The organism is Dactylosporangium thailandense (assembly GCF_059739745.1).
In genome coordinates this window covers 10,344,089-10,362,569 of record NZ_AP029195.1, presented here as the reverse complement: position 1 = coordinate 10,362,569, position 18,481 = coordinate 10,344,089, and the positions used below count along the sequence as shown (strand labels likewise).

The 18,481-nt window shown below is 71.9% G+C and carries 18 protein-coding genes; 5 read left to right on the top strand and 13 right to left on the bottom strand.

The annotated features are described in order from the left end of the window. The first annotated feature begins 3 nt into the window (after positions 1 to 3). Genes AC6JBM_RS46190 through AC6JBM_RS46180 form a run of 3 tightly spaced genes read left to right on the top strand, consistent with a single transcriptional unit; the run spans position 4 to position 2,992 of the window. Positions 4 to 939 (top strand): efflux RND transporter periplasmic adaptor subunit, encoded by a 936-nt coding sequence (locus AC6JBM_RS46190; RefSeq protein ID WP_497980002.1) that lies wholly within the window; start codon positions 4 to 6, stop codon positions 937 to 939. Then, complete coding sequence (locus AC6JBM_RS46185; protein WP_350618932.1) at positions 936 to 1,613, top strand: ABC transporter ATP-binding protein; 678 nt, start codon at positions 936 to 938, stop codon at positions 1,611 to 1,613. The genes AC6JBM_RS46190 and AC6JBM_RS46185 overlap by 4 nt, the downstream gene beginning before the upstream one ends. After that, complete coding sequence (locus tag AC6JBM_RS46180) at positions 1,610 to 2,992, top strand: ABC transporter permease (protein WP_497980001.1); 1,383 nt, start codon at positions 1,610 to 1,612, stop codon at positions 2,990 to 2,992. The genes AC6JBM_RS46185 and AC6JBM_RS46180 overlap by 4 nt, the downstream gene beginning before the upstream one ends. On the opposite strand, the gene AC6JBM_RS46175 is transcribed toward AC6JBM_RS46180, so the two are convergent. Continuing rightward, entirely contained in the window at positions 2,989 to 3,375 is a 387-nt protein-coding gene (locus tag AC6JBM_RS46175) for a winged helix-turn-helix transcriptional regulator (protein ID WP_497980000.1), read from the bottom strand. The genes AC6JBM_RS46180 and AC6JBM_RS46175 overlap by 4 nt on opposite strands. A gap of 58 nt (positions 3,376 to 3,433) precedes the next feature. On the opposite strand from AC6JBM_RS46175, the gene AC6JBM_RS46170 reads away from it, so the two are divergent. Beyond that, complete coding sequence (locus AC6JBM_RS46170; protein WP_497979999.1) at positions 3,434 to 4,255, top strand: SDR family oxidoreductase; 822 nt, start codon at positions 3,434 to 3,436, stop codon at positions 4,253 to 4,255. A 6-nt stretch (positions 4,256 to 4,261) separates the two neighbouring features. On the opposite strand, the gene AC6JBM_RS46165 is transcribed toward AC6JBM_RS46170, so the two are convergent. The 9 genes from AC6JBM_RS46165 to AC6JBM_RS46125 form a co-directional block, all read right to left on the bottom strand. Beyond that, positions 4,262 to 4,942, bottom strand: a complete 681-nt coding sequence (locus tag AC6JBM_RS46165) for a hypothetical protein (protein WP_497979998.1) — start codon at positions 4,940 to 4,942, stop codon at positions 4,262 to 4,264. Between the two features lie 87 nt (positions 4,943 to 5,029). Beyond that, entirely contained in the window at positions 5,030 to 7,810 is a 2,781-nt protein-coding gene (locus tag AC6JBM_RS46160) for a DUF5682 family protein (RefSeq protein WP_497979997.1), read from the bottom strand. Further along, on the bottom strand, positions 7,807 to 8,919 hold the full coding sequence (locus AC6JBM_RS46155; protein ID WP_497979996.1) for an ATP-binding protein: 1,113 nt from the start codon (positions 8,917 to 8,919) through the stop codon (positions 7,807 to 7,809). The genes AC6JBM_RS46160 and AC6JBM_RS46155 overlap by 4 nt, the downstream gene beginning before the upstream one ends. Positions 8,920 to 8,928: 9 nt before the next feature. Further along, a complete protein-coding gene (locus AC6JBM_RS46150) occupies positions 8,929 to 10,239 on the bottom strand; it encodes a vWA domain-containing protein (RefSeq protein WP_497979995.1) in 1,311 nt (436 codons plus the stop codon). Further along, positions 10,236 to 11,582 carry a hypothetical protein gene (locus AC6JBM_RS46145; RefSeq protein WP_497979994.1) on the bottom strand — a complete coding sequence of 449 codons (1,347 nt, stop codon included), beginning with the start codon at positions 11,580 to 11,582 and terminating at the stop codon, positions 10,236 to 10,238. Before AC6JBM_RS46145 ends, AC6JBM_RS46150 begins: the two co-directional genes overlap by 4 nt. Continuing rightward, on the bottom strand, positions 11,582 to 12,073 hold the full coding sequence (locus AC6JBM_RS46140) for a hypothetical protein (protein WP_497979993.1): 492 nt from the start codon (positions 12,071 to 12,073) through the stop codon (positions 11,582 to 11,584). The genes AC6JBM_RS46145 and AC6JBM_RS46140 overlap by 1 nt, the downstream gene beginning before the upstream one ends. 68 nt (positions 12,074 to 12,141) lie before the next feature. After that, the gene (locus AC6JBM_RS46135; RefSeq protein ID WP_497979992.1) at positions 12,142 to 13,326 is read right to left on the bottom strand and encodes a phosphotransferase family protein; all 1,185 of its coding nucleotides are present in this window, start codon (positions 13,324 to 13,326) and stop codon (positions 12,142 to 12,144) included. Between the two features lie 13 nt (positions 13,327 to 13,339). After that, a complete protein-coding gene (htpG, locus tag AC6JBM_RS46130) occupies positions 13,340 to 15,187 on the bottom strand; it encodes a molecular chaperone HtpG (protein WP_497979991.1) in 1,848 nt (615 codons plus the stop codon). Positions 15,188 to 15,370: 183 nt separating this feature from the next. Then, entirely contained in the window at positions 15,371 to 16,000 is a 630-nt protein-coding gene (locus AC6JBM_RS46125) for a TetR/AcrR family transcriptional regulator C-terminal domain-containing protein (protein ID WP_497979990.1), read from the bottom strand. Between the two features lie 89 nt (positions 16,001 to 16,089). Here AC6JBM_RS46125 and AC6JBM_RS46120 point away from each other — a divergent pair, with 89 nt between their 5' ends. Further along, a complete protein-coding gene (locus AC6JBM_RS46120; RefSeq protein ID WP_497979989.1) occupies positions 16,090 to 16,512 on the top strand; it encodes an ester cyclase in 423 nt (140 codons plus the stop codon). A gap of 3 nt (positions 16,513 to 16,515) precedes the next feature. On the opposite strand, the gene AC6JBM_RS46115 is transcribed toward AC6JBM_RS46120, so the two are convergent. Genes AC6JBM_RS46115 through AC6JBM_RS46105 form a run of 3 tightly spaced genes read right to left on the bottom strand, consistent with a single transcriptional unit; the run spans position 16,516 to position 18,442 of the window. After that, on the bottom strand, positions 16,516 to 16,842 hold the full coding sequence (locus AC6JBM_RS46115; RefSeq protein ID WP_497979988.1) for a DUF5808 domain-containing protein: 327 nt from the start codon (positions 16,840 to 16,842) through the stop codon (positions 16,516 to 16,518). Between the two features lie 47 nt (positions 16,843 to 16,889). Continuing rightward, positions 16,890 to 18,104 (bottom strand): RNA polymerase sigma factor, encoded by a 1,215-nt coding sequence (locus AC6JBM_RS46110; RefSeq protein WP_497979987.1) that lies wholly within the window; start codon positions 18,102 to 18,104, stop codon positions 16,890 to 16,892. Next, the gene (locus tag AC6JBM_RS46105) at positions 18,098 to 18,442 is read right to left on the bottom strand and encodes a YciI family protein (protein WP_350618900.1); all 345 of its coding nucleotides are present in this window, start codon (positions 18,440 to 18,442) and stop codon (positions 18,098 to 18,100) included. Before AC6JBM_RS46105 ends, AC6JBM_RS46110 begins: the two co-directional genes overlap by 7 nt. Positions 18,443 to 18,481 lie beyond the last annotated feature (39 nt).

Here is an 18,481-nt window from a genome sequence, read left to right as displayed (position 1 = left end):
GCGGTGCTCGGCCTGTTGGCCGGGTGCACCGCGTCCGGGGCGAGCGAGTCGCCGCCCCCGGGCCTGGCCGATCGCGGCACCGCGGTGACCACCGCGAAGCCGACCCGCCAGGACCTCACGAACAAGGTGAGCCTCGGGGGGAAGGTCACGCTCAACCCGACCTTCGGGCTCGTCGCGCCGATCGACGGCGAGGTGCGGTTCCTCGACGTGAAGGCGTCGACCGGCACGCCCACCAAGCCGACCAAGGTCGCCAACATCTGGGCCGGCGGGAAGGCGACCGCGGTCGAGGTCCCGGCCGGCGCGGCGTTCGCCGGACGGCTCGTCGACGACCGGGCCAAGGTGACGGCGGGCATGCCGATCGTCTCGGCGCGCCAGGCCGGCTACGGGATCGTCGCCGACATCGACGGCGCCCAGGCCTACCAGGTGACGGACTCGCTGCAGTCCGTCACCGCGCAGATCAAGAGCGGCCCCGGCCCGTTCCCGTGCGCCGTGCTCGGCACGCTCGCCGCGCTGCCGGGCGGGACGATCCCCGAGCCCAAGGCGCCCGCGGCCAACCCGAACCCGAGCGCGGCCCCCGTCGTCCAGCAGACCCAGGGGCAGACGCAGGAGCCGTCGGAGGCGACCGGGATGCGGCTGGTGTGCACCGGCCCGGCCGACGTGAAGCTCATCAACGGCGCGGCCGCCACCGTGGAGATCGTCACCGCGAAGGCGTCCGGCGTGCTGGTGCTGCCGGTGGAGGCGGTCGCCGGGTCGCAGGGCAAGGGCAAGGTCGAGGTGGTCAAGGCCGACCAGTCGCGCGAGATCCGCGAGGTGACGCTCGGGCTCACGGACGGCAAGGTCATCGAGATCAAGACCGGGATCACCGAGGACGAGACCGTCGCGGTGCCCGGCCCGAGCATCCCCGACGCCAAGAGCGGCGGCCAGGGGGCCGGGAAGTGATCATCGAGCTCTCCGGCATCACCAAGACGCTCAAGGGCCAGTCGCAGCCGCGCACCATCCTCGACGGGGTCGATCTCACCGTGGACGAGGGCGAGAGCGTGGCGATCCTCGGGCGCTCGGGCTCGGGCAAGAGCACGCTGCTGAGCCTCATCGGGCTCTTCGACCGGCCCGACTCGGGTAGCTACCTGATGGGCGGCCGCGACCTGGCCCGCATCTCCGAGCGCCGGGCGGCCGCGCTGCGCAGCGCCGAATTCGGCTTCGTGTTCCAGCGTTTCTTCCTGCTCAAGCACCTCACCGCGGCGCAGAACGTGGCCATGGCGCTGGTGAACGGCCAGGGCTGGCTGCCGCGGCGCAAGCGGCGCGCCCGCACCATGGAGGCGCTCGAGCTGGTCGGCATCGCGCACCTGGCCAAGAACCGGCCCGCGCGCCTCTCCGGCGGCGAGCAGCAGCGGGTCGCGATCGCGCGGGCGCTGGTCCGCCGGCCGCGGCTGCTCCTGGCCGACGAGCCCACGGGCGCGCTGGACACCGAGACCGGCAACCTCGTGATCGAGGTGATGCGCGCGGCCACCGATCGCGGCTGCGGGCTGATCCTGGTCACCCACGACCAGGCCCACGCGGCGAAGATGCAGCGGGTCCTGCGCCTGTCCGACGGCGTGCTCGGGGCCGTCGCATGATGCGGCTCTCGGGACGGTTCCGGTCCGCGCTCATCATCGGGTTCCAGGGCATCCGGGCGCGCAAGATGCGCACGTTCCTGTCGATGATCTCGCTCTTCCTCGGGGTGCTCGCGGTCGTCACGGTGCAGGCGGGGGCGGAGACCGTGCGCACCCTGCAGCTCGCCGACGTGGAGCTGCAGCAGGGCCGGGACGGCACCCGGGTCATGTACGTCCAGCCGTTCGGCGACGCCACGAGGGTCACCAAGGAGACGATCGCGGGCCGCCCCGGCGCCGCGGCGAGCTACGGCCTGCAGGCCATCATCGGCGAGCCCCGGGTCCGCCCGATCAACCCTGGCGCGATGCCGTTCGAGCACCTGGACCAGATGGGCGGCGGCGAGGTGTACGGCCCGGAGACCAGGTTCGAGATGCAGTGCGACGACGCGGGCAACTGCCGCCCGGTCCCCGTGAACGCCTCGGCCCCCCTGCCGAAGGGCGCCGCGATCGAGGTGCAGCTCTTCGCGCTGGTCAACGACGTCCGCCAGTTCCGCCCCTTCCGCCCGGTGAAGGGAACGTTCCTCGACTTCTCGGGCGAGCCCTCCTACTCGCCCCGCCTCGTGATCAACAAGGCGGCCGCGGTCGGCTTCGCGAAGTACACGATCCCGGCGGAGATGCGCCTCGACGGCGCCACCGCCAACCCGACCCCGCGCATCATCGGCGTGATCGACGACGGCAGCCCCCAGCCGACCGCGTACGCGCGGGCCGACGAGATCGACAACTGGCTGCCCGCCGCCACGTCCGCCGCCGCCTCGCCCGCCGCCGCCGCGGACCCCAAGGCCGCGATGATGATGTCGGGCCCGGGGCTGGAGGTGAGCTTCGCGCCCGGCAACGGCGAGCTGGAGGCGCTGCTGACCCGCAAGCTGATCGCCGCCGGCGTGCCCCGCGAGTCCCTCAGCGTCAGCGAGCGCAACGCCCGCAAGGACTTCGAGCAGGAGCTGGCCATCCTCAACGCCATCTTCCTGGGGATGGCGGGCCTGGTGCTGCTGATCGGCGTGGCCGGCATCCTGAACGTGGGCCTGGCGACGGTGGGCGAGCGGGTGGAGGAGTTCGCCCTGCGCCGAGCGGTCGGCACCCCGCGCATCCTTCTGGCCGGCATCGTCCTGGCCGAGACGCTCCTGACCGGGTTGCTGACGGCGGGCGCGGCGATCGGCACGGCCGCGGCGGGCGTCAGCGTGGCCACGCAGGTGCTGGGCGACCGGATCCCTCAGCTGCGGGACGTCTCCTTCCCCTGGCAGGCCGGGGTGGCGGGCGTGATCGCGGGCCTGATCGCCGGCATCCTGGGCGGCTCGATCCCGGCCCTGCGAGCGGCCCGCATCCCCATCGCGACGGTGATGCGCGCCTAGTCCTGAGCCGGATCTTCACCGGCGTCGTAGCGCTCCTGGGCGAGGCTGATCCGCGGCATCTCGGCCTCGACCAGCTCGATGAGCTCGGTGAGCTTGGCGGCGATCCTCGTCCCGGAGTCGGTCAGGCTGTACTCGACCCGGGGCGGGATCGCGCTGTGCACCTGCCGCACCACCAGCCCGTCGCGCACCAGCGCGTGCAGGGTCTGCGACAGCATCTTCTCGCTCACCCCGTCGACCCGCCGGCGCAGCTCGTTGAAGCGGTGGGTGCCCTCGTGCAGTGCGGCGAGGGTCAGGATTCCCCAGCGGCCGGCGACGGTCTCCATGACGGGTCGCGACGTGCAGTTGCGCGCGAAGACGTCGAACACCAAGGGGTCGAGGGACATGTCACTACGATAACCGAACGGGTTGCACTTTCGAAAAGTTAGTGCCTACGATTTGGAAATGACCATCACCGTAACCGGCGCGACCGGGCACCTGGGACAGCTGATCCTGAGCGAGCTGAAGGGGTACGACGTCCGGGCCGTCGCCCGCCGCCCGGAGGCGATCGAGGGTGTCGAGGCCCGCTTCGGCGACTACGACCGCCCGGAGACCCTGGCGAGCGCGTTCGCCGGCACCGACACGCTCGTCTTCATCTCCGCGAGCGAGGTCGGCCGGCGCGAGCCCCAGCACCGCGCCATCATCGAGGCGGCCGTCGAGGCCAAGGTCGGACGGATCGTCTACACGAGCATCACGCTCGCCGACACCAGCCCGATCCCGATCGCGCCCGAGCACAAGACGACGGAGGCGCTCCTCAAGGCCACCGGCATCCCGTACACGTTCCTGCGCAACAACTGGTACTTCGAGAACTACACCGGCAACCTGGCCGGCACCGTCGAGCACGGCGTGGTCCTCGGCTCCGCGGGCAACGGCCGCATCGCCGCCGCGACCAGGGCCGACTACGCCGCGGCGGCCGCCGTGGTCGCGCGCACCGACGGTCACGAGAACAAGATCTACGAGCTCGGCGGCGACCAGGCGTTCACGATGAGCGAATACGCCGAGACGGTCGCGCAGCGCTTCGGCAAGCCCGTCGCGTACCACGACCTGCCCGTCGCGGAGTACGCCAAGGCGCTCGAGGGCTTCGGCTTGCCCAGCGCGTTCGCCAACGTGCTCGCGCACTCGGACGCGGCCATCGCGAAGGGCGCGCTCGACGTGGTGACCGGCGAGCTCAGCCGGCTCATCGGCCGGCCCACGACCACGCTGGCCGAGTTCCTGCGGCAGCTGTAAGACGAACTACCGCGGCGCCTCGATGAGATCGGCGACGCGCACGAGCGGCCCGAACCGGGCGGGTATCCCGTCCGGTTCGCCCAGCCGCCCGCTCTGCACGACCATGAGCTCGTCGCCGGACAGGCTCCAGTCCGGCAGCCACCCCGACAGCTGCTCGGCGACCAGGTCCCGGCCGAACAGGTCCCGCACCATCTCGGGCCGGTCCGCCGAGATCCGGAACGCGCTGTCGAACGGCTCGTAGCCGAGCGCCGTCGAACGGTCCCCGAACAGCGACCGCCCGAACCGGGACATCGCCCCGCGACGGTGCACCGAGACCGCCGGCCACGATCCCCGCACGCGCACCACCCAGACCACGAAGTGATGCGTCTGGCTGCTGGTCGACGTCGTCCCGTCGGCGCCCGAGGTCGTGCTCGTCGTGGTGTACGAGTACTCGCCCACCGAGACCGGCCGTCCCCCGACCGTGCCGCTGAGCGCCAGCGAGACGCCGCGCGGGTTGCGCCCCGGCAGCCGGCGCCACCATTCCGCCGGCGGCCGCGGCACGTACTGCCAGCGGTTGCGCACGGCCCAGACCTCGAGCAGCTCGCGCCGCTGCCGCTCCCGCCGCCGTGAGACGACGACCGCGACGACCATCAGCGTGAACGCCAGCGCGACGCACACGCCTCCGGCGACGAACAGGGACGCGTCCATGTCTTCACGCTAGGAGCACCCGGCAAGGGACCGGGCCCCCGACGACCGTGCGGTCATCGAGGGCCCGGCGCGCCGCCCCGGTACGGCCTAGACCGGAGCGGCGAGCAGAGCGGCCAACGCGCCGGCCGTCGCGGGATGCTCGGACAGCAGCGCCAGCGGCCCGTCGCCACCGGCGGCCGCCGCCGCGACGGGCTGCCAGGTTACCGGTAGCCCGAGGGCCGAGGCCAGCGCGTCCGTCGTGGCCGGGTGCGCGGCCAGGAACCCCGCGACCGGCCCGGTCGCGGGGGCCGCGGCCGCCACCGGGGCCGGGCCTCGCGTGGCCCGCCACGGCGGCACGAACGCGTCCACCGCCGCGAGACCGGCCGGGAACGTCCGTCCCGCCTCGCGGATGAGCACCGGCACGAGCTCGCCCGCCTGGTCGCGCAGCGTGGTGATGAGCGTCGGCAGCCACGGCAGCAGCACCGGGTCGGGCAGCCTCGCGAACGCGTTCGACATGAACTCGACCACGAACGGCGTCAGCTTCGGCGCCGGGTCCAGCGCCTGGATGAAGCCGCTCAGGTATTGCGGCACCGACGGCACCACCAGCGGGTTGGCCAGCAGCTCGGCCCCGCGCGCCCGCAGGTCGGCCAGCGGCAGCAGGCCCAGCTGGTGGTGGGCCGACCACAGCAGCGCCACCTTCGCCGGGCTCTCCGGGTGCGACTGCCGCACGGCGATCTCCAGCTGCGCCCGGTCGCACCCGAGCGCCAGGGCCAGGCTCTCCATGGTGAACAGGAACCCGAGCATCGCCGCGACCTGCCGGACCCCGGTCTCGTCGTCGACGAACGCGGTCGGCAGAAGCGTGCAGTAGTGCGCATAGCCGGCGGTGACGAACGACTCCGCCCAGGCCGGCAGCGCCGGCTCGGTCGCGCGGTAGTGGGCCAGCAGCCGCCGGATGCGCTTGAGCACCTCCGGGGCCTCGTCCACGGTGCGCTCGGCGGCGAGCAGCTCCACCGCCCGGGCGCCGAGCTCGTCGGTGAAGCGGCGGCTGCCGAGGAACAGGATCGAGTCCTCGACGGCCCGCAGCGCCACCGCCGCCGTGGCGTCGGGCGCCCACACCGACCGGCGCAGCCGCTGCTCGACCACCTGCTCGACGGTCACGCCCTCGTAGCCCAGCTCGATGATGTACCGCTGGTGCTTGCCGATCGCGAGGTCCCAGCTCTCCTGGATCGACTTCTCGCCGAGGCGGCGGGTGCCCATGATCGGCCGGACGGCGCCCTCCGGGAGGAGATACCGCAGCATCCACAACAGATGCGACGCGGGCCCCAGCTCGGGCCGCCCGGCCAGGTCGAGCAGCGCCCGCTGGACCGTCGAGCGGGTCAGGTCCAGCCCGATCGGGGCGAGCCGGTCGTAGACGTCCTGGGCCAGCGGCGGCAGCGCCTCGTAGCCGACCTGCCCGACCCGGTCGCCGCCGAGCAGGATCTCGCAGAGCCGCCGCACGTCGCGCCGCCCCGGCACCACGTCCTTCTCGATGCACGTGACCGCGGCGTCCTGGAAGTCGTACGGCGTCGGCCGCGCCCGGTTGCGCATGCCCGCCAGCAGGATCGACGTCTCGAACACGGCGATCGCGTCGGCGGTGCTGGACAGGTAGCCGTTGCGGCGCGCGAGCCGCACGATGTCGACGCACCAGCCGAGCAGCTCCTCCTCGTCGAGCGCGTCGAGCGTCGGCGGGCTGGCGAGGAACCCGGTGAGCCGGTCGGCCACCGGCTCGTCGGCCGCCGCGGTGCCGGCCGCGACCGCCTTGCGCTTGCGGCTGCCCTTCTGGCCCTCGAGCTGAAACGGCGTGAGCCGGGCCCGCGTGATCGACTTCTGCCAGGTGGCCGCGGCGATGGAGACCGAGCCCGATGCGAGCCCGAACTGCGCCTCGATCGCCGAATGGCTCGACGGGATCAGCCCGTAGAGCCACTTCGTGGCCGTGCGCGGACTGATGTCGAAGTCGGGCACCCCCTCGGCGGTGCCGAACTCCTCGACCCGGCTGGCCGCGTGGAAGGCGCCGCAGACGTACAGGCAGTCGGCCCGGTCGACGCCGGTGCGCGCCAGGTGCTCGCGCATGCGCTTCCACATGTACCGCTCCCGGTCCTCGTCGACCTTGACCCGCCCCGGGTCCGGCGGGGAGAGCCGCCGGAACAGGCTGCCGATGAGCACCATGACCTGCCGGTAGGTGGCGTAGTCGGCCCCGGCCAGCGGCTGCTCGACGTATTGGTCCCACCACTCCGACCAGTGCCGCACCTTGCCGTGGTGCAGCAGGTGCCGCTCCAGCTCGGCGAAGCGCGGCCGCAGGTCGCCGATCTCGATGCCGACCGCGTCGCCGTGCAGGTCGGTGTCCTCGGCCTCCTCGCCGCCCTCGGCCGGCGGCGTGTCGTGCTCCTCGCGCGGCTGCCACTGGAAGACGTGGTCGGTGGAGCGGTCGACGAGCACCAGCTCGACGCCGGGCGTCTCCAGCGCGTAGGCGATCGCCTGATACTCCGCCGACGCCTCGGTGATCGGCGCGACGATGCTCAGCGGCCCCCACTCCTGTGGGAACCCGTCCAGCTGCGACGCGAACGCCTGCAGCGCCACCGGCAGCCGGCAGTTGCGCAGCTCGCTCAGCAGCGGGCCCAGGTCCTCGCACAGCTCGAGGTAGATGACCTTGGGCTGCTTCTCGCGCAGCCGCCGGACCATCGCCAGCCCGGATGCCGGCGAGTGGTGGCAGACCGGGAAGATCTCCAGCTCCTCGCGCAGTGCCCGGTCGACGTCGTCGACGATCCCGGCCAGGATCTCGGGCACCGCGCCGCGGTCGGCCAGCGCCGTGGCGGCGCCGACCAACTGCGTCCGCAGGTCGTCGAAGATCATGACAGGGTGGCGATCGCCTGACGGCCGCCCTCGAGGAACGCCGGCCACTCCCCGCCGTCCTCCTTGCTGCGCGGCTCGACGACCCCGTGCCAGTACTTGTTCAGGATCGCCAGGTCCTCGGGGCTGCGCCGGGCCAGCGAGCCGACCAGCGACCCGGCCAGCGTCTCGGCCCGCAGGCTGCGGTCGCCGAAGAACGTGCTGTGCAGGATCGCGTCCTCCAGCACGCCGATCTGCTCGGCGGTCGACAGCGCCGACTCGAGCTTCTCGTCGTCGCTCGTCGCCGAGGCGGCCGCGGCCCGCAGGTCGGCGAAGCTCTGCAGCAGGATGTCGAGCAGGTTGGGCGGCACGTCGAGCTCGATCTCGTGCCGGCGCAGCAGCTCGGTGGTGCGGAAGCGCACGATCTCCGCCTCGCTCTTCTTGTTCGTCACCACCGGGATGCGCACGAAGTTGAACCGCCGCTTGAGCGCCGAGGACAGGTCGTTGACGCCCCGGTCGCGGCTGTTGGCGGTGGCGATGATGGAGAAGCCGGGCTGGGCGAAGACGATGTTGTCGTCCTCGAGCTCCGGAATCGAGACGTACTTCTCGGACAGGATCGAGATCAGCGCGTCCTGCACATCGCTCGTCGAGCGGGTCAGCTCCTCGAACCGCCCGATGACGCCCTTCTCCATCGCGGTCATGATCGGCGACGGGATCATCGAGGCCCGCGACTGCCCCTTGGCGATGACCATCGAGACGTTCCAGGAGTATTTGATGTGGTCCTCGGTCGTGCCCGCCGTGCCCTGCACCACCAGCGTCGAGTTGCGCGAGATCGCCGCCGCGAGCAGCTCGGCGAGCCAGCTCTTGCCGGTGCCCGGGTCGCCGATGAGCAACAGGCCGCGGTCGGAGGCCAGGGTCACGATGCTGCGCTCGACGAAGCTGCGGTCGCCGAACCACTTCTGGGAGATCTCGCGGTCGAGCCCGTCGGCGCGTTCGGAGCCCAGGACGAACAGCCGGACCATGCGCGGGCTGAGCCGCCACGAGAAGGGCTTGGGGCCGTCGTCGACCGACTCGAGCCAGTCGAGCTCTTCGGCGTATTTGACCTCGGCGGGGGCGCGAAGCATGTCAGTCATGAGGGTCTCCTAGGCCAGGAAGCTCTTGAGTTCGGAAATGAGCTTGCGGACGTGCCCGGACAGCACGGGGGTGCCGAGGTCCTTGAAGCGCTGGCGGAACCAGGGGTTGACGCTCTGCTCGCCGCCGCTGCTCACGGAGCCGATCGGGATGAACTTGACGCCCGAGCGGTGCACCGCCTGGATCATGTCGAACAGCGGCTGGGACCGGTCGAACTCGTAGAAGTCCGAGATCCAGACCATCACCGTGTTGCGCGGATCGCTGATCTTCGGCTGGGCCATCGCCATCGCGACCGGCCCGTCGTTGCCGCCGCCGAGCTTGGTGCGCAGCAGCACCTCGAACGGGTCGTGCACCCACGGCGTGAGGTCCAGCGCCCGGGTGTCGTAGGCGATGAGGTGCACGTCCACCTTCGGCAGGCCCGCGAAGATCGAGGCGAGGATGGTGCAGTTGACCATCGCGTTGACCATCGAGCCGGACTGGTCGACGACCACGATCAGCCGCGCCGGGGTGGTGCGCTTGGCGGTCTGCTTGTAGAAGAGCTTGTCGACGTAGAGCCGCTCGTCCTCGGGGCTCCAGTTCGTCAGGTTCTTCCAGATCGTGCGCTCGATGTCGAGGTTGCGGTAGACCCGCTTGGGCGGCACCGACCGGTCGATCTCGCCGACGCTGCTCTGCTGCACCTGGGTGCGCAGCACCGCGGCCACCTCGTCGACGAACCGGCGGATCAGCGCCTTGGCGTTGGCCAGCGCGACCCCCGACAGGTTGCTCTTGTCCCGCAGCAGCTGCTCGATGAGCGACATGCTCGGGGTCAGCTGCTTGGCCAGGGCCGGGTTGGCGAGCACCTCCCGCAGGTGCATCCGCTTGACCAGGTCGCCCTCGATGCCGCCGAGCACGCCCGCGAGGCCGCCGGCGCTGGGCCGCCCGCGCAGCTCGCCCGGGTCCATGCCGAGCGCCTTCTCGAACCACCCGGCGTCGGCCTGCCAGTTGCTCAGCTGGCCCGCGCTGACGTTGCCGTGCCCGGTGTTGAAGACGTTGATGAGCAGCTTGGACACCAGCGCCGCCCGGCGCACCGCGGCCCCGTCGCCCTCCTGGTCGCCGCCGGGCGCCGGGGCCATCAGGCCCTCGAACTCGGCGGCCAGCTCCGGGTGGCGCTGGACGAGGTTGTCGACGGTGACGCCCGGGTCGAGCAGCGCCGGCGGGAGGCCGATGTCGTCGACGATCGCGACGCTTGCGGACTCCAGGGACATCTGCTCGTCGGCCTCGAAGAGCCGGCCGAGCATGCGCCAGTAGAGGACCTGGCGCCGGTTCTCGTCGGCGGTCGTCATTTGCGCAGCAACCTTCCGGCCCGCTCGCGCAGCACCTCGACCGCCTCGCCGGCCGACTTGGCCGCCTTCGCGTCCGCCGGGCCGAGCGCCCAGTCGCCGGTGTGCACGCCGACCTGCTTCTTCTTCACCGTGGCCTGCACGCCGAGCGGCTGCACCGTCCAGGCGCCGTCGTCCCAGCGCAGCAGCCCGATGGCCGCGGTCGCGGCGGAGACGACCTCCGGGGTCAGCGGCCCGCAGGCCGGCAGCCGGGTCGTGTCGAGGGTGACGGCGGCGAGGTCCTCGACGAGCACCGGCTCGGCGATGCGGACCGGGTGCCGCTCCAGCGGCGGGGTGGCCGGGGCGAGCGCGGCGCCGAGGTGCACCCGGGCGGTGGTGAAGGGGTCGGCCGGGTCGCCGGGCCGGGCCTGCGCGTCACGCCAGATCAGGTCGCCGCCGGCCAGCAGCGGCATGTCGGTGAGGTCGAGCGCGCGGTGCTCGGCGAGCGCGGTGAGCAGCATCGGGTGGCCGGCCAGCAGGCGCCAGATCGCCGGGCCGACGATCGTGTCGACCTTCGCCGCGGACACGCTCGCGCGCACCAGCCGGTTGGGTGCGCCGGCGACCTCCAGCACGCCGTGCACCTGCACCTGGACCGCGGTCGGGTGCTCGTGGACGTCGGTGCCGAGGACGTAGAGCCGTCCGGTCACCGTCTCGGCCGGCGCGGCCCGCCGCGACTCGCGGGCCAGCAGCAGCGCGCGGCTCCACAGGTCGGCCCAGCGCCGCACGGGCACCGGGTCCATCGTCGCGATCGGGCTGCCGGCCCGCAGCTCCGCCGCGAGCCCGTCGAGCAGCACCGCGAGGCGGCGCAGCTGCGGGTCGCCGAGCGCGGCTTCGATCGCCTGTCCGGCCGCGGCCACGAGGTCGTGGTCGACGCCCCGCCAGCCGGTGATCGCGAGCTCGCGCAGCCAGGACCGGGCGCCGCTGAGCAGGTGGGTGGCGGCCGCGGCCGGTCGATCGTCGTCCTGGGGCTCGCCGGGCCAGTCGGCCCGCGAGCGCCCCAGCGCCGCGTCGGCCCGGGCGAGCAGGGCGTCGTGGACCGAGCCGAAGAGCGCGATCCGCGCGGCGGCGAGGGCGAAGAGGTGGTCGTCGGCGACCGAGCCGGCCGCGATCTTGTCGACGGCCTCGGCGACCGCCTCGCGCAGCGGGCTGCCGGAGAACGCCCCGGCCAGCGCGGCCAGCGCCGCGGCCCGGTCCTCGTCGATGCGGGCGAAGCCGTGCAGCAGGCCGTCGTCGACCGCGCCGGCGGTCTCGAGCGCCGCGGCGATCTCGGTGTCCGGCCCGGCGTCGGCGAACAGTGTGGACAGCATCAGCGCTCCCCGGCCGGGGCGACGGACGGGAACCAGTGCAGCTCCGGGATGGGCTCGTCGCTGCCGGGCAGCTCCAGATAGGCCAGGTGCCGCAGGAAGCCGCTGAACACGGTCGCGGCCGGGGTCGGCTCGTGGCGCGCCTTGAGCCCGCGGACCAGCGGGGTGCTGTCGTCGACCTCGATGCGCAGGTAGCGCGCGACGCGCTCGCGGCCGTATTGCAGCTGGGCTTCGTCGAGCAGGGCGACCAGGTGCTTGCACGGGCTGGCGCCGCGCAGGCCGCCGCAGGGCCGGTTGTTGTTGGTGCTGCAGCTCAGCCCGTGGGAGCCGGCGCCGATCGAGGAGACGTAGACCCGCTCGATGTCCGATCCGCTCGACACCACGCCCTGCAGGCGGCCGTCGGCGAGTTCGACGAACGGCACCTTGGCCAGTTTGCGGGGCTGCACGGGCGGTATGACCACCGCCGTCGAGCGCGTTTCGACGCTCAAGACCATCTACCTCCAGCGTTTGGGGGTGATCCCTGACGCCAGAAGTTGTATCGCATGGGTACGACAAAAACGCGTCAGGCCAGCTCGACGGCCCTTCGCAGGCAGTCGGGGACGTCGTCGGAGTGGTACGGCCATTCACTTGGCTCGATGTTCTGGACGAACGTCCCGTAGACGACGGCGCCGAGGAGCGCGGCCACCGGCTCCAGCAGGCGGGCCGCCCGGGCCGGGTCGCTGCCCGGCACGACCTTCCGCCAGAGCCCGGCCCAGTGCTCGACCAGCGCGTCCGCCTCCGAGGGCGCCAGCCCCTCGCGCAGCCTGAGCAGGTCGAACGCCGGATGGCCGAGGAACGCGTCGCCCCAGTCCAGGACGGCCGGCGGTACCAATGCCGCAAAACGAACGTTGCCCGGGTGGAAGTCCCCGTGCACGAGGGTCTCGGGCAGGCCGCACGCCTCCACCGCGGCGAACCGGTCCGACAGGCCGTCCAGCAGCGCGCCGAGCCCGAGGATCTCGGCCAGCCAGGGCTCCGCGACCGCCTCGATCTGCTCCCACAGCAGCGATCCGCGGCGGTCCCGCACGCCCCGCTCGGACAGCGCCTCGACGTCGTCGAGCGCCCGCCGCTGCAGGCCGTGCAGCAGGTCGGCCATCGTGACGCGGGCCGCGAACGGGGCGCCGAAACCGTCCTCGCCCGGCAGGTGCCCGAGCAGCTCGCGGCCGGTCCCGTCGGCGGCGATCAGCGGCGGCGCGACCCCGGGCGCGACCGCGCCGAGCCACGCCAGCACCTCGTGCTCGGTCCGCAGGAACGGCGGCAGGTGCTTGAGCCAGACCGTTCCCCACGCCGTCTCCAGCTGCCACAGCGCCGAGAGGTTCCAGGTCTTTCGCTGCCGGATTTCTTCAGGGGTACCGTACCCAGCCGCCTCGAGCGCGTCCCGCGCCCAGGCGATCGACGCCGCCGGCCCTCCCACCTCCGCGAAGGGCGCCCGGCGTTCGTGCGGCCGCGGGCGCCACGACGTCGGCTCGAGCTCGGGAGTCCCGCGTTCGAGCTGCGCGAGGTACGTGACGACACCCCCGGGCGGGTGGGGCCGGTCGGCGTGCAGCAGCCGCAGCACGCTGATCTCGGCCCCGTGCCGCCGCGCCCCGTCGACCAGCTCCTCGACCTCGGGCCAGAACGGGATCCGCACGTCGAACGCCGGTAGCTCGCCGAGCACGGCGCCGCCCTCGTCGACGAGGACGAGGACGACGGTCCGTGTGGGCAGGCTCATCGCGATGTCGCCGCTACAGGGAGCGGGCCAGGCGGTCGGCCAGCAGGCGGGTGAAGCGCGACGGGTCGGCCAGCTCGCCGCCCTCGGCCAGCAGCGCCATGCCGTAGAGCAGCTCCGCGGTCTCGCCCAGCGCCGGCGCCGCCGCGTCGGCCGTGAACGCGTCGCGGAGCCCGGACACGAGCGCGTGGTCGGGATTGAGCTCCAGAATGCGCTTGGTGTGCGGCATTTCCTGACCCATCGCGCGGTACATCTTCTCGAGCGTCGGCGTGATGTCGTGCTCGTCGCCGACGATGCAGGCCGCCGACGTCGTCAGGCGCGTGGACAGGCGCACCTCCTTGACGTCCGCCTCGAGCTTCTCGCCGAGCCACTGCAGCAGCGGCGCGAAGCCCTCGCTGCGCTCCGCGGGAATCTCCTCGCTGCCGAGGTCGACCTGGCCCTTGGCCACGGACTGCAGCTGCTTGCCGTCGTACTGCGGGACCTGCTCGACCCACACCTCGTCGACCGGGTCGGTGAGGATGAGCACCTCGTACCCCTTGGCGAGAAACGCCTCGAGATGCGGCGAGTTCTCGACCATCGCGCGGGTCTCGCCGGTCATGTAGTAGATGTCGCTCTGGCCCTCCTTCATGCGCTCCACGTATTCGCGCAGCGAGGTGGGCTCGTCCTTGGCGTGCGTCGAGGGCAGGCGCAGCAGGTCCAGCAGGGTGTCGCGGTTCTCGGTGTCGTCGAGCAGGCCTTCCTTGAGCGCGCGGCCGAACTCGTTCCAGAACGTCGCGTACCGTTCCGCGGGCAGGTCCTTGAGGGTGGAGAGGACCTTTTTCACGAGGCGGCGCCGGACGGCCTGGATCTGGCGGTCCTGCTGCAGGATCTCGCGGGAGATGTTGAGCGAGAGATCGTGCGCGTCGACGACGCCCTTCACGAATCGGAGGTACCGCGGGGTGAGCGCCTCGCAGTCGTCCATGATGAACACGCGCTTGACGTACAACTGCACGCCGCGGTGCCCGTCGCGCATGAAGAGGTCGAACGGGGCGCGGGCCGGGATGAAGAGCAGTGCCTCGTATTCGAAGGTGCCCTCGCCCCGCATGTGAATGGTCTCGAGCGGGTCGGTCCAGTCGTGGCTGACGTGCTTGTAAAACTCGTTGTACTCCTCGGCCGCCACCTCGCTGCGCGGGCGGGCCCAGAGCGCCTTCATCGAGTTCATCGGCGCGTCGGACTCGGCCCCGGCCAGGCGGATCGGCCAGGCGATGAAGTCCGAGTACTTCTTGACGATCTCGCGGATCTTCCATTCCGCGGTGTAGTCGAAGAGCTGGTCCTCGCTGTCCTCGGGCTTGAGGTGCAGCGTGACGCTGGTGCCCTGGGGCGCGTCCTCGAGGGCCTCGATCTCGTAGGTGCCCTCGCCCGCCGACTCCCACCGCGTGCCCTGGCTCTCGCCGGCCTTGCGGGTCACGAGCGTCACCCTGTCGGCGACCATGAACGTCGAATAGAAACCGACGCCGAACTGGCCGATGAGCTCCGCCCGCTGCTGCTGCTCGGGCGATTCGCGCAGCCGCTTGAGCAGTTCCGCGGTGCCGGACTTGGCGATGGTGCCGATGAGCGAGACGACATCCTCGTGGGACATCCCGATGCCGTTGTCCCGCACGGTCAGCGTCCGCTGGTCCTTGTCGATCTCGAGCTGAATGTGCAGGTCGCTGGTGTCGACCTCCAGCTCCTTGTTCACCAGGGATTCCAGGCGCAGTTTGTCCAATGCGTCCGAGGCGTTCGAGATCAACTCGCGCAGGAAGATGTCCTTGTTCGAGTAGATCGAATGGACCATCAACTGCAGCAGCTGTCGCGTCTCGGCCTGGAACTCCAGCGTCTCGCTCACTCTGGCTCCCTCTCGAAGGCTGTGGCCGCCGAAAAGAATACTCACTCCCGGCCGTGCCGCAGGACGGCCAGGTTCCGATACTCCCGCCGGTGTGAGTCCGACCGTCCCGCGGGTCCTCCCCCGCCGGTGTTCGGCCCGCCGGTCCGTTCGGTGCTCGTGTTCTTATCGGATCGGGTCTTCTTGTCAGAGCGGGTCTTCTTGTCGGAGCGCGTCGAACCCGGCCAGCAGTGCGTCCACCGCGAACGTGAACCGGGCGGCGTCGTCGATGCCGGCGCCGCTCTCGACGGCCTCGACCAGCAGCGGGTGGCGCTCGGTGTCGACGGGCAGCGGGCCGTCGGGCCCGATCGCGACCTCGGCCGCGGTGTGCCCGAGCACGAACAGCGTCAGCGCGTTCAGCGCGTCCAGTGCGTCGCCGACCGAGAAGCCGGCACCGGTCAGCGTGCGCAGGCCCGCCTCGGCCGCGTCCAGGGCCGCCGGGGTGACCGCGGGCCGGTTCACCGCGGGCAGCACGCCCGGGTGGCGCAGGAGCGCGGCCCGCAGGTCGTGCGCGTAGCCGCGCAGGTGTGCCTGCCAGTCGTCGCCCGCCCCGGCCGGGTAGGCGGCGGTGAACAGGCGCTCGACCATGCCGTCGATCAGCGCTTCCTTGTTCGGGACGTAGTGGTAGAGGGTCATCGCCTCGACCCCTAGCTCGGCGCCCAGCGCGCGCATGGTGAGCCCGTTGAGCCCGACCCGGTCGACGAGCGCCAGGGCCGCGTCGAGCACCTGTTCGCGGGTCAGGCCCGCGCGTTCGCCGCGCTGACGCTTCGCTGCCACGGGCGGATCTCCTCGGGGTTGCGGATTCTTACGGCGTAAGTCTACACTCGGCCGCAGCAAACTTACGACGTAAGAATGGAGCGGGCGGGATGGACGCGAACAAGCAGGTGGTAGCGGACTTTTTTCAGGCCGTGAGCGAGCGGCGGGTCGCCGACTGGGGGCGATACATGGCGGCCGACGTCATCGACCACAACAAGGTGATCTTCGGCGAGGAGGACGTGCCCGGGGCCGCGTTCGAGGGGTTCCGGCAGCAGCTGGACGCGTTCGGCGAGGGCGGGATGTATCCACAGCAGCTCGTCGCCGAGGGTGACACGGTGGTGGCCCGGCTGGTTGTGCGCGGCACGCACACGGGATTTCACCCACGGATGCCGGAGCCGACGGGGCGCTCGTGCGAGGTGGAACAGATCTGGATCATGACCATGCGGGATGGCCGGATCGCCGAAATCCGGGCGGTCAGCGACCGGCTGGGCATGTTCCTGCAGCTGGGGTGGGACTGGCCCACCGTGGACTGATCGTCAGCGGCCCTGGTGGCCGGCGACGGTGCCGATGACGATGCTCACCGCGATGAAGGCGAGCAGCCCGAAGACGGCCTGCCAGGCGCGGCGGTGGCCGAAGTTGATCGTCCAGCCCAGGCCGAGCCGCTTGGGGACGACCAGGTTCGGGTCGTCGGGGTTGGCGTAGATGAAGCCATACCAGCCGCGCTCATCGTCGCGACGGCCCGTCCGGGTGCGAGCGCTGATCGGGGCGCCCCGGCGGTTGATCGGGATGACGACGACGGCCAGCGCACAGATCGCGACGATCAACGCGACCGCGAGCAACTGGGCGAGCACCGGATGGGTCATCTTTCGAGCATCCCACTCGTCGGCAAGATGGTCGAGCGCAGACGCGGTCAGCCGGTAGCAGAAGGGAGGTTCGAGCGTTGCGTCATCAGAAAATCACGCTCCGCGGTGTTGCCCGCCAGCCCGGCCGCCTTCTCGTAGGCCTTCTGCGCCTCGGACGAACGACCGGCCCGCCGCAGCAGGTCGGCCCGCACCGCGTGGAACACGTGGTAGCCGGCCAGGTCGAGACCCTCGATCAGCCCCAGGCCGGCGTCGGGGCCCTCCACCTCGGCCACCGCGACGGCGCGGTTGAGCGCGACGACCGGCGACGGCGCGACCGCCAGGAGCTGGTCGTAGAGCTGGACGATCTGGCCCCAGTCGGTCGCCTCGGCATCGGACGCGTCGGTGTGCACCGCGTTGATCGCCGCCTGGAGCTGATAGGGCCCCGGCCGATCGCGCCGCAGGCACTCCCGCACCAGGCGATGCCCCTCGGCGATCGCCGCCCGGTCCCACCGCGAGCGGTCCTGGCGCGGCAGCGGCACCAGGGCGCCGGCCTCGTCGACGCGCGCCGGGCGCCGGGCCGCGGCCAGGATCATGAGCGCCAGCAGCCCGGCGACCTCGGGCTCGTCCGGCATCAGCCGGCGCAGCATCCGCCCGAGCCGGATTGCCTCGGCACACAGGTCGTCGCGGACGAGCCCGTCGCCCGAGCTGGCCGCATAGCCCTCGTTGAAAATCAGGTAGATCACCGCGAGGACCGCGGCCAGCCGGTCGGGCAGATCGGCGGCGCGCGGCACCCGATAGGGGATGCCGGCGTCGCGGATCTTGTTCTTGGCGCGCACGATGCGCTGGGCCAGGGTCGCCTCCGGCACCAGCAGCGCCCGGGCGATCTCGGGCGTGGTGAGGCCGCCGAGCAGACGCAGCGTGAGCGCCACCTGCGCGTGCCGGGCCAGCGCCGGGTGGCAGCAGGTGAAGACGAGCCGGAGGCGGTCGTCGGGCTCGTCCGGCGGGAGGTTGTAGATCAAGTCGGCCTCGGCATGCTTCTCGGCGCGTCGCGCCTCGCGGCGGAGCCGGTCGATCGCGTGGTTGCGCGCGGTCGTGATGATCCAGCCGGCCGGACTCGGGGGCACCCCCTCCGACCAGCGCTGTACCGCCGCCGCGAAGGCCTCCTGGACCGCCTCCTCGGCGAGGTCGATGTCGCCGAAGCTGCGGACCAGCACCGACACGGCACGGCCGTATTCCTCCCGGAAGACCCGCTCGATGGTCGTCGGGGGTGCCCCGCTCACCATCGGAAGGGCCGCACCTCGATCGGGAGCGTGGTGGCCTCGGCGCAGCGGCGCCCCCACTCGAGGGCCGCGTCCAGGTCCTCGCACTGCACGATCGTGAAGCCGCCGAGGTGCTCCTTGCCCTCGACGAAGGGGCCGTCGGTGACGAGCACGTCGTCGCCCTTGGGCCGCAGCGTGGTCGCGCTCGACGGCGGGTGCAGACCACCGCTGAACACCCAGACCCCGGCCTCCTTGGCGCTGCGCTCGAACTCGGCGACCCGCTCCATGATCTTCTGCATCTCCGCGGGCGCCGGGGGCTCGCCGACGCTCGGCTCGATGACGGCCAGCAGGTACTGCTTCATGGTCTCCTCCAGACGGAACGAAGCGACTTCCACCGGCTG